This window comes from Rhodococcus sp. CX (genome assembly GCF_015865005.1).
Classification (GTDB): Bacteria; Actinomycetota; Actinomycetes; order Mycobacteriales; family Mycobacteriaceae; genus Rhodococcus.
Genome location: NZ_JADZGH010000206.1, coordinates 48,616 through 53,194, shown reverse-complemented (window position 1 = coordinate 53,194; position 4,579 = coordinate 48,616). Strand labels below are relative to the sequence as shown.

4 protein-coding genes are annotated in these 4,579 nt (G+C 68.0%); 2 read left to right on the top strand and 2 right to left on the bottom strand.

All coding sequences use genetic code 11. The features are described from left to right. A partial coding sequence (locus tag I0Q12_RS22375; RefSeq protein WP_197254852.1) for a hypothetical protein occupies positions 1-865 on the top strand: 865 nt, incomplete at its 5' end. A 35-nt stretch (positions 866-900) separates the two neighbouring features. Here I0Q12_RS22375 and I0Q12_RS22370 read toward each other — a convergent pair. Then, entirely contained in the window at positions 901-2,454 is a 1,554-nt protein-coding gene (locus tag I0Q12_RS22370) for an AMP-binding protein (protein WP_197254850.1), read from the bottom strand. A gap of 144 nt (positions 2,455-2,598) precedes the next feature. After that, positions 2,599-3,582: a helix-turn-helix transcriptional regulator gene (locus I0Q12_RS22365; protein WP_307846425.1), complete on the bottom strand. Its 984-nt coding sequence runs from the start codon at positions 3,580-3,582 to the stop codon at positions 2,599-2,601. A 223-nt stretch (positions 3,583-3,805) separates the two neighbouring features. Between I0Q12_RS22365 and I0Q12_RS22360 the strand changes: the two genes are divergently transcribed. Then, complete coding sequence (locus I0Q12_RS22360; RefSeq protein ID WP_197254847.1) at positions 3,806-4,459, top strand: hemerythrin domain-containing protein; 654 nt, start codon at positions 3,806-3,808, stop codon at positions 4,457-4,459. The last annotated feature ends 120 nt before the right edge of the window (positions 4,460-4,579 follow it).

The following is a 4,579-nucleotide window of genomic DNA, read 5'->3' as shown; positions in this document are numbered from 1 at the left end:
TCGCCCGGCGATCCTCGCCGCCGCCTTGGCGTTCTGCGGCGACGTCGCGGTCCTCAGCCATCGCACGGCCGCCGAGGAGTGGGGGTTGCTGCCGATCGACCCGCTCGCACCCGTGCACGTCACCGTCCCGTTCGGTCTGTCTACGAGGGGTCAGCCCGCGACCTTCGCGACCGCGCAACCCCGCGACGTCCGACTGCCGCACTACGGGGAGATGCTGCATCCCGGCGTGATCGTCCACCGCAGCCGCGCGCATCCGTACATTGCGGTGCCGACGATGCCGCCGCGCACAAGTACAGCCGATACCGCCATCGATCTGGCGACGGCCGAACCCACTGTGCAGGACGGTTACAGCGCCTTGGTGCGCATCGTGACGAACGGGCGGATTCCCCTGTCGGAGGTGCGACGTCGCATGCACGAGCGCAAGCCGTATCGCTACCGCAGGACACTCGAGGATGCCGCCGGGTTGCTCGCCTCGGGCGTCCAGTCGATGCTCGAGTTCCGGTACGCCACCGACGTCGAGCGCCGCCACGGTCTGCCGTCGGCGGACCGTCAGACCCCGGTGGTCGTCGACGGGCGAACTCTGTACGAGGACTGCACGTACGACACCCACGGAGCCGCGTTGACGGTCCGGCTCGACGGGCGCCGGTTCCACGCGATGGCGGAGGTCGCCTTCCGCGACCGTCGCCGGGACAACGCCGCCGAACTGGTCGGCCGGTCCCGATTGGTCTACGGCTACGACGAAGTCGTCCGCGACCCGTGCGGCGTGGCGGCCGAGGTCGAAGCGGTCCTCGTCCGCCTCGGGTGGCGACGTCGCTCACCGTCCGAGTGCAGCTGCGCTGCCGATGTGCCTTTCTGGCGGCCCTGACCGCCACAAAGGCACACCGGCGGCGCCAGCCGCACTTACCGGTAGGACGCGCGCAGCGTCTTCTTGTCCAGCTTCCCCAGCGGAGTCAGGGGCAGAGAGTCGAGGAAGTCGACGGACTTGGGCGCGTGCACCGAACCCTTTGCCGCGCGCACGCTCTCGATCAATTCCTCAGCCGTGACCGTCTGCCCGTCCCGCAGCACGACGCAGGCCTTCACGGCCTCGCCCCATTTGACGTCCGGCACCCCGACCACCGCGACCGACGCGACCGCGGGATGGGACGAGATGACGTCCTCGATCTCCCGGGGGAAGACGTTGAAACCGCCGGTGACGATCATGTCCTTCTTGCGGTCGACGATGGTGAGGAACCCGTCCTTGTCGGCACGGGCCACGTCGCCGGTGTGCAGCCAGCCGCCGCGTAGCGCCTCGGCGGTCTCGGCGGGCTTGTTCAGGTAGCCCTTCATCACCAGGGGGCCGCGCACGCAGATCTCGCCGAGCTCGCCGCGCGGCACCTCGTTGAGGTCGTCGTCGAGCAGGCGCACGTCGAGCCACGGCACGGGCCGGCCGCAGGTCGCGAGGCGCTCGGGGTCGTCGGCGATGTGCTCGCTCTTGCGGAGCACCGAGATGGTCATGCCGCACTCGGACTGCCCGTAGAACTGGAAGAACACCTGGCCGAGCCGCTCGATGCCCTCACGCAGCCGCGCCGGCGACATCGCCGAGGCGCCGTAGAACAGCGTCTGCAGGCTCGACAGGTCGCGCTTGTCGAAGTCGGGGTGGTCGAGCAGCATGTAGATCATCGTCGGCACGAGCATCGTGGCGTTGATGCGATGCTTCTCGATGGTTTCCAGCACCAGGGCCGGGTCGAAGTACGGCAGGACGTACAGCGACCCGCCGCGCAGCAGGGTGGGGACGAAGAACGCGGCGCCCGCGTGCGAGAGCGGCGTGCAGATCAGGAACCGGGGTTCCTCGGGCCACTCCCATTCGGCCATCTGGATCTGGGTCAGCGCGACACCGGACCGGAACGCCCCCATCACGCCCTTCGGCTTGCCGGTGGTGCCGCCGGTGTAGACGATGCTCGAGGTGTCCTCGGCGTCCACCGGCGCGGCGACGAGGCGCTGCGGCGTGAACGTCGCAGCGAGCGCCAGGATGTCGGTGCCGACCTCCGACGGACCGAGCGAGAACACGTTCTTCAAAGTGGGGATCTGCGCCTTCAGTTCGGCGGCCCGTTCCTCGAAGTGGTTGGGATCGAAGATGAGGGTTTCGATCGCCGCATCTTCGACGATGTACAGGTGATCCGACAGCGATCCCATCGGGTTCAGGGCACTGTTGCGGCAGCCGGCGATCATCGTCGCGCCCATGGAGATGAGCACCTCGGGACGGTTCTTCGACAGCATGGCCACCGACGAGCCCTGCCCGACGCCGACGGACGCGAGCGCCTGACCGAACCGGCTTATCTCGTCGCGCATTTCACCGCCGGTGAGCACCACGTCGCCGAGGTACAGCGCGGGCTTGTCGGCGCTTCGGTCGAGGGCGGTGATCAGCAGGTCCGCGGTGAACACGGGCCGGTGCAGGTCGGCGTACTCCTCGGTCATGGTCGTCCTTCCGCTCGTGGTGACGGCGTGGGGTGACGGCCGCTCCGCCGGTGTGGGCTCCGTCACCTGCTGTCCGTCACGATAACCGCCGGACGCCGAAAACTGAAACATGTTGCATTTCGATGCCCGCGGGCACCGGGGATGTCACCCGCTCGACGCGGCCGCGAAGGAACCGTCGGACGCCACCGGATCACCGAGCCGCGGCACGTAGTGCGACCATGCAAGCCGCGCCACCAGGTCGCGCCGGCTGTGCATCCCGGTCTTGGCGAAGATGCTCTTGAGATGGTCCTGCACGGTGTACGGGCTGATGAACAGCGCTCGCCCGATCTCCTCACGGGTGCGTCCGGCCAGCACCTGACGCACCACGTCGGTTTCCCGCGCCGACAGGCCGTGAGCCGCGGCGATGAACGTGACGACCTCGGGCAGGTGCGCTCGCTCGATGTTGACCACCACCCCGGGCGACCCGGTCCCGTCCGCGGTCCCCACGGCCCGCAACACGACCCATTCGCCGTCAAGAGTCCGCGCCCGCACCACGACCGGCCCGCCGCCGGAGGAACGAACCCGCATCGCGATGAAGCGCACCAGTAGTTCCCCCGCCGGCCGGGCGGATGCCGTCCAGCCGAGCCGGTCGAAATAGTCACGCGCCGCCGGTGTCGTCATCGCCACTTCGTCGTGGTCGTCCACAATCACGACCGCAGGACCGTCATCCGAGTCCGAATTCGTGTACGCGGCCTGGCGGAGCAGGCTCGTCCGAAGACCGTCACCGATGTCGCGGAGGACCGCGGCGAGGATACCGATCTCGGCCTCGGTGAACGCGGCCATCTCGGACCTCGACAATTCGGCTACACCCCAACACGTTCCGTCCCGGCTGCGGAGCAGCATGCGCACATCGTCGTCGACCCCGATCGGTTCGAGGAATTCGCGGTAGGGCCGGGAAGTCCTGAATCGTCCACCGGTCACCTGCCGCACACTGCAGATTCCACCCGGTCGGCGAAACAACTCGTCGAAACTGAAGGTGTCCGGGTCCGGTCCGTATTCGAGTTCGGCGCAGAGTTTTCCGGCATTGTCGTCGAAACCGATGTTCGTCGCCGCCGTCGGAACGCGGACCGCGGGATCCAGGAGGGCCACGACCCCGCCGTCGAACGGGACTTGTTCGCGAAGTGCATCGAGAATGTGTGTCCGAAAATCCGCGGAATCGGTCGCAGTCCGTGCCGCGCGGCGGACCGTCGACTTCAATCGGGCGGCAGAGCGCGCCGCGTCCATGGAGCCAGTATTCCCCACGAAAGTGGGATTGAGAACGGACATGGGAGATCGGAATCTGGAGACGGGGCCAGCCAGGAGGTAAGGACCGATGACTACCACGAAATCCACCCCGATGTCCGATGCCGATCTCGAGGTCATGTACCTCATCCACGACGCCTTCCGGCGCGACTCCGAACGCCTCGCCCGGGTCGCCGAGAAGGGTGTCCCCGAGGACCCGGCCACCCACGATGCGGTGCTGCTCGGCTGGCACGGCTTCAGCCGGGAACTGCATCAGCATCACATGATCGAGGACGAGTTCCTCTGGCCGCTGATGCGCACCCGGCTCGGCCAGGAGCCGGACGCCCTCGAAGTGCTCGATGCGATGGAAGCCGAACACTCACTCATCGATCCGACGCTCGCGGCCGTCGAGGACGCGTTCGACGACCGCGAGCACGGACCCGACGTCCTTGCGGAACGTCTGGACGCGATAGTGCACCTGCTGCGGTCCCATCTCGCCCACGAGGAACGCGACGCGCTGCCCCTTGTCGCCGGCGCCCTCACGTCCGAGGAATGGCATCAGATCTCCAAGGACGCGCTGCGCAAGATGTCCCTCTCCGATGTCGCGGCGACGACGCCGTACCTGTTCGAGGGAGCACCGGAGGACCGGATCCGCCTGGTGTTCAGCGAGTTGCCGCTGCCCTTGCGCCTCCTCCACCGGTTCTGGTGGGAACCGCGGTACCGCCACGCCCGCAGATGGGAATAGGCGCACGCACGGCACCCACCCGGAACGAAAGGAGGGCGGACGTCACCCGCTCGCCGTGGCCGCGAAGGACCCGTCGGGAGCCAGCGGCTCGCCCATCCGCGGCAGGATGTGCGACCAGGC

What these genes read in the sequence shown, in the direction of transcription:
- I0Q12_RS22360 (WP_197254847.1), top strand. Translation starts at nt 3,806, where the DNA reads ATGACTACCACGAAATCCACCCCGATGTCCGATGCCGATCTCGAGGTC.
- I0Q12_RS22370 (WP_197254850.1), bottom strand. Translation starts at nt 2,454, where the DNA reads ATGACCGAGGAGTACGCCGACCTGCACCGGCCCGTGTTCACCGCGGAC.